General features: G+C 59.1%; 7 protein-coding genes. 2 read left to right on the forward strand and 5 right to left on the reverse strand.

Features of this window, described 5'->3' with window-relative positions; genetic code table 11:
• Together ACXJ5O_RS16435 and ACXJ5O_RS16440 are read left to right on the forward strand one after the other, a co-directional pair.
• Positions 1-517, forward strand: a 517-nt coding sequence (locus ACXJ5O_RS16435; protein WP_457300824.1) for an ATP-binding cassette domain-containing protein, incomplete at its 5' end; no start/stop codon positions are given.
• Positions 514-1,296 (forward strand): ABC transporter ATP-binding protein, encoded by a 783-nt coding sequence (locus ACXJ5O_RS16440; protein WP_457300825.1) that lies wholly within the window; start codon positions 514-516, stop codon positions 1,294-1,296. The genes ACXJ5O_RS16435 and ACXJ5O_RS16440, both read left to right, overlap by 4 nt.
• On the opposite strand, the gene ACXJ5O_RS16445 is transcribed toward ACXJ5O_RS16440, so the two are convergent.
• From ACXJ5O_RS16445 to ACXJ5O_RS16465, 5 genes are all read right to left on the reverse strand, one after another.
• Entirely contained in the window at positions 1,289-2,143 is an 855-nt protein-coding gene (locus ACXJ5O_RS16445) for a sugar phosphate isomerase/epimerase family protein (RefSeq protein ID WP_457300826.1), read from the reverse strand. The genes ACXJ5O_RS16440 and ACXJ5O_RS16445 overlap by 8 nt on opposite strands.
• A 4-nt stretch (positions 2,144-2,147) precedes the next feature.
• Positions 2,148-3,143: an ABC transporter permease gene (locus ACXJ5O_RS16450; protein ID WP_457300827.1), complete on the reverse strand. Its 996-nt coding sequence runs from the start codon at positions 3,141-3,143 to the stop codon at positions 2,148-2,150.
• Positions 3,140-4,135, reverse strand: a complete 996-nt coding sequence (locus ACXJ5O_RS16455) for an ABC transporter permease (RefSeq protein ID WP_457300828.1) — start codon at positions 4,133-4,135, stop codon at positions 3,140-3,142. Before ACXJ5O_RS16455 ends, ACXJ5O_RS16450 begins: the two co-directional genes overlap by 4 nt.
• Positions 4,128-5,636 (reverse strand): sugar ABC transporter ATP-binding protein, encoded by a 1,509-nt coding sequence (locus ACXJ5O_RS16460; RefSeq protein WP_457300829.1) that lies wholly within the window; start codon positions 5,634-5,636, stop codon positions 4,128-4,130. The genes ACXJ5O_RS16455 and ACXJ5O_RS16460 overlap by 8 nt, the downstream gene beginning before the upstream one ends.
• 71 nt (positions 5,637-5,707) lie before the next feature.
• Positions 5,708-6,072, reverse strand: a 365-nt coding sequence (locus ACXJ5O_RS16465) for a substrate-binding domain-containing protein (RefSeq protein WP_457300830.1), incomplete at its 5' end; no start/stop codon positions are given.

Consider the following 6,072-nt stretch of genomic DNA (forward strand, 5'->3'; position numbering starts at 1 on the left):
GAAGATAGGCGACCAGATCGCCGAAGTGGTCATGACGCATGAGGGGACAGGCTGGATATCGGCGCGGGTCCGGGCGGTGGAACTGCTTGACCGCGTGCGTATCCCGAAAGCTCTTTCGCGGCTCAACAGTTATCCGCATGAGTTCTCTGGTGGACAGAAGCAGCGTATCGCGCTTGCCGCTGCCTTGGCGGGCAATCCCTCGCTGCTCATCGCCGACGAACCGACCAGCGCGCTCGACACGGTCGTCCAAAGACACATCGTCAATCTGCTCGATGAACTTGTGCGCGATAGCGGCCTGACGCTGCTGTTCGTCACGCACGATATCGCGCTGGCTTCAGAGCGGTCCGACCAGATTGCCGTGCTTTACAAGGGCAGGCTGGTGGAGTGCAGTTCGGCTGCCAAGCTGCTTGGCCAACCAGAGCATCCTTATACGAAAGCTTTGATCGCAGCGCATATCGGGCTGGATAGGCCACGCCGTAAGCGACTAGCCGAGATCGATGCGAGCGAGCTGCAATGACGGAAACCTCGCGTGCATTGCCAGTTCTGGAGGTCAACAATCTTGCCAAGCGCTTTGGCGATCGCGGCGCGGCAGGACTGAAGGATGTGAGTTTTTCGATCGCGCAAGGTGAGACCTTGGCGATCGTTGGCGCTTCGGGTTCCGGCAAGACGACGCTGGCGCGGCTGATCATGCGGCTTGCAAACCCGGATGCCGGTTCGATCCAGCTTCATGGCCGGGATATCACACGGTTGCATGGCGAGGCCCTGCGGCGTATGCGTCCGCAATTTCAGATGGTGTTTCAGGATGCATTGGCCGCGTTCAATCCGCGCGCCAGTGTTCGCCGCGTTCTGGAAGATCCTTTGCGGATCCATGGACTTGTCGCAAAACATGACTACGACAACGTTATCACCACGGCACTGCAGCGGGTTGGTCTCACCCCTGAGTTCATGCGGCGGCTGCCGCTCGAACTCTCCGGTGGCCAGCGCCAGCGGGTTGCTATCGCCCGGGCAATCCTGACCAAGCCTGATCTCATCGTGCTCGACGAACCCGTATCGGCACTCGATGTTTCGGTACGGGCGCAGATCCTCAACCTTCTTCTCGATCTGCAGGATGAGACGGGGGTCGCCTATCTCTTCATTTCCCACGATCTTGCCGTCGTGCGGGCGTTCGCCGACCGGATGATCGTGATGGATGAAGGCCGTATCGTCGAAAACGGCACCACGGAAGGGGTGCTGGCCGCGCCGCTAGCAGAAGCGACGCGGGTGTTGATCGATGCCGTGCCCCGATTGATCAGATGAGACCGTACTGCTCCGCCTTGTTGCGCAGGAAGGGCAGGCCATTGCCCATGACTTCTGCCTCATCCTTGGCGACGGGACGCCACACGGCCAGTCCGTAAGCAACTTCCGGCGGCATATTGATGAAACTTTCCATCGCAAGCCCGCCTTTGAAACCTATTGCCGCGAGCGCCGCATAAATCTCGTCCCACGGACAATTGCCATAACCTGGTGTCCCTCGGTCGCTCTCGGAGAGGTGGATATATTTCAGGTGTTCGCGCGCATCGAGAATGCCATTGGCAGCGCCTTTTTCCTCGATGTTCATGTGATACGTGTCGAGGTGAACGAAGATGTTTTCGGCGCCAACGCGCTCGACCATCTGCACCGCCTGCCAGCCCGTGTTTATAAGGTGGTTTTCGTAACGATTGACCGCCTCGACGCCGAGCTCGATGCCGAGGGTCTTGGCGTGTTTCGCCGCCGCGGTGAGCACTCGAGCAATGTTATCATATTCGCCTTCCGTGGGCGGCACGCCTGTCCGTTCACCAATGCCGCCGAAAATGACGCCCGACAGCGCCACGGCGCCCATTTCGGCAGTCTTGTCGATAGCGACCCTGAGATGTTCGATTGCAGCGTCCGGACGAACGGAGGCCCAGGCCGATTCAGGCAGGCCGAGCGAACAGACTGCCGGCAGTTCATGCTTGTCCAGAAGCGCGCGCGTATGTGCGGCGTCGACGGCGGGAGCGTTGAGCAGCGCAATCTCGATGAAATCCATCTTGTATTTCACCGCTGCCGCAATGGCTTTCTCAGCGCCGGCGCGGTCCCAGTTCATCGTCCACATGCTGGTGTGAACGCCAAATCCGTGAACAGACATTTTCCTATCCTTTTCTGCGATTGAAAATCATGAGCTGAGCGGCGAGCCAACGCAGGATCATGACCGCGATCAGGAGGATGCCCCAGACCGCGGTTGCCAGATGCTGGTTAGCTCCCATGAGGTTGAGCCCCGACGAAAGAAGCTGGAGCACCACCAGGGCGACGAAAACCGGGATTACACGTCCGAACCCGCCGAACGGATTGACGCCGCCGAGGAAGCAGGCGAGCACGGTGATCAAAAGGTAAGACTCGCCATGGCCGACCCGCACGGAATTGAAACGCGCCAGCATGATGATGCCTGCCACCGCGGACATGGCGCCAGAGAGGGTGTAAACCAGCACAAGCACCTTGCGGGTGTTGACGCCGGAATAGCGCGCTGCGTCGATGTTGGAGCCAATCATATAGGTGTTGAAGCCGAGCTTCAGCCGCGTCAACAGCACGTGCCAGACGAGCACGCACACGATGAATATCAGGAGCGGTATGGGAATACCTGCAAGGCTGCCGTGACCTATTGGCTGCAGGAAGGCAGGAAAGCCCGAAATATCGCCGCCACGGGTCAAGAACTCACCAAGACCACGAACAAAGATCATCATCGACAGCGAGACGAGAATGGGGTGAGCGCGCGTATAGGCGATGACCAGACCCATCACGACACCTGTCGCAGCGCCAACGGCGATTGCCAGGATGCATCCAAGGATGAACGAAGCCATGCCTGCGTCCACACCGCCATTGGCTTGAAGCACCCAGGCGACAGTGAGACCCGCGAGGTTCGCCGTGAACGTAATTGCAAGGTTGAGGCCGCCCGTCAAAACCGGCAGCAGCATCGCAAGGGTCAGCAGCCCGAGTTCCGGCAGCTGGAACGCCACCGATCCGAACGTTGCAGAGCTGAGGAATTGCGGAGACGCGAGACTGAAGAACAGCATCACGGCCACGAAGGCCAGGCCCGGCCCCGCTATCTCGGGGCCGAGAAACTCTTTTATGCGGTTGACAGCCGTATTCATCGGCGGGCTCCTCGCATGAACGGCAACAACTTTTCGATGCTCGTGTTCGACAGCGTAATGGCGACGAGGATGATAGCGCCGACGATCATCTTGAAGGCGAACGGCGATACGCCAAGGAGGTTCAATCCATTCTGGGTGATGGCGATGAGAAGGACGCCGAGGACGCAGCCCAGAACCGATCCCTTGCCGCCGCCAAGCCTTGCGCCGCCAAGAACGACCGCGGCCAATACGTCGAGTTCCCGCCCGTAAAGGGCATTGGGCACGACCTCCTGCGCGTAGTGGGCCTGGACCAAACCGGCGATTCCGGCCATCATTCCGAGCCATCCGAACGCGATGAATTGCATGGCGCCGATATTGATGCCGAAGCGGCGAGCACCCTCCGGATTATCACCGAATGCGTATAGCTGCCGCCCGGTCGTGGTTCGGGTTATGAACAGCCATGTCGCAACGACACAGATCACCATGACGAGGACGGGTAGGGTTATTTCCGCCCATGTGCCGTCGGCCATCTCGTGTTCGAACAACACCACCCTGTCAGTCAGCCAATCGGGCAGATCGTAGATCGATACGCCTTGCGTGAAGAACATCAAAAGCCCGAAATAGATGTTGAAGGTGGCGATGGTGGCGACAATGGAGATGATGCGGAAACGGTGGATCAGGAAGGCGTTGAATGCCCCGAGCAGTATGCCGAGGCTGCCGGCGATGAGGAGGCCGCTTATCCAGCCGCCGCCACCGATGTAACCGAGGATCAGGGCGGTGACGTATTGAACAACTGATGCGGCAACCGCGAACGAGATATCGATGCCGCCCGCAATCAGCACGACCAGAAGCCCGACGGCGAAGATGATGTTGACGGAACTCGTGTTCAGCAGATCGAATGCATTGCCCAGGGAGAAGAAACTGTCCGTGGTCAGCGAAAGCACCACGCAGATGGCCGCGATCACGGCGAGCAACGCGAACTCGGTCGCGTGGGATTGAACGAGCTTACGCATAGACGGCGGCCTCGATGTCCTGAAGGCTGCACGACTGCGGATCGAACCATCCCGCAATCTGGCCTTGCGCCATGTGCAGGACCCGGTCCGCGTTGAAATAAACTTCAGGAACCTCATCCGAGATCAGGATAATGGCAAGGCCGCTTTCGGCGAGCTTCGCCACGATTTCGAAGATGCCGGCGCGCGCGCCCACATCGACGCCGACGGTCGGCGCATCGAGGATGAGGAGCTTCGGGTCAGTGGCCAGCCATTTGGCGATCGCAATCCGCTGCTGGTTGCCGCCCGAGAGGGTCGAGACCGCATCGCTCTGTCTGCCGATCTTGACGCCAAGATCAGCGATCCACCGCGCAACCAGCTGGCGTTTTCGTTCATCGGACAAGAGCCCGCCGGATTTGATGCGATCAAGCGAGGCTATCACCAGATTGTCGGCGATCGATTGCGGCTGAATAAGCCCAAGCGACAGGCGGTCTTCGGAGAGATAGGCGATGCCCGCCTTGATCGCGTCGCGGTTCGATGAAAAGCGTACCGGCTTTCCGTGCAAAGAGACGGACCCGGACCGGGGCTTCAGCATGCCGAAGAGCGCGAGCGCGAGTTCCGTGCGTCCTGCGCCGAGCAGGCCGGTTATGCCGAGGGTTTCACCGCTCCGCACGTTGAACGAAATATCGTGAAACTGACCGGGGCGCGAAAGCCTCTTGACCTCGAGAACGATCGGATTATCGCGAACTGACTTTGCCCGCACCTGCTGATCGAAATTCTTGCCGGTCATGAGTTCTGTAACACGTGACTGCGTCATTCCTTMCACGGGGTAAACGCCGACCAGGGCGCCATCACGCAGCACTGTGAGACGGTTGGAGATTTCCAGCACTTCGGCCAGACGATGGCTGACGAATACGACTGCGACACCCGACGCCGACAATGAGCGGACGATCTCGATCAGATGATCGGTTTCGGACTGCGTCAGCGAAGCTGTCGGTTCATCCATGAAAACGAGCTTCGCTTCGCCGACAAGCGCGCGGGCAATAGCCACGATCTGGCGCTGCGCAATCGAATAATCTTTCAAAGGTGCGTCGACATCCAGCGCGACCCCAAGGCGTTTGAGCGCTTTGACCGCGACATCACGCATAGTGCGATAGTTCACGAACCGCGGCCAGCGGCCGATCACGGTCTGGAACGCGATGTTCTCAGCAACGGTCATTTCAGGAAACAAGGCAAGATCCTGCCAGATTACCTGAATTCCGCTGGCCTGGGCAGTAACGGGAGACATATGCGAATAGGTTTGCCCGTCATATTCGATGACGGCGCCGTCCTCGGGCCGATAGACGCCGGTTATGATCTTGATGAGGGTGCTCTTGCCGGATCCGTTTTCTCCGGCAAGGCAATGGACTTCGCCCGGCAGCACCTCGAAGCTCACATTCTTGAGCGCCTTGATGCCGCCGAAGGTCATATTGATGTTTTGCAACGACAAGAGGGGCTTCGCGCCCGTGCCCGGAATGTCTGCCATTATAGGTGCCTGTCAAAATCGGAGACTTGACGCTGCCGGCGTAGCCACACCGGCAGCAGAACCAGTGCTGATCAAAGACCCATCTTGGCCAGATCGGCCACGGTTTCCTTGTTGATCGGCACAAGCTGGTCGACGATGATGTTGTGGTTCTCGACGTCAGGGTGGATTACACCGAGACCTTCGATATCGTCACCATCTTTCAGTTTTTCGCCCTTCATGAGCTTGTCGGCCAAGGTGACAAACACTTCACCTGCCTGCTTCGGATTCCACATGAAGCCGCCGGAAATGGCACCGGACTTAATGAGCTTTTGTCCCTGACCCGGCGAAAACGGTCCCAGCACAAAGATTTCTCCGGTCCTGCGCCGTTCTTCGATTGCGCGGCCCGCGCCGATCGGACCCTGGCTGCCGAACGCCAGGAAGCCCTTGAGGTCAGGAT

The sequence above is a fragment of the Phyllobacterium sp. P5_D12 genome (genome assembly GCF_054049495.1).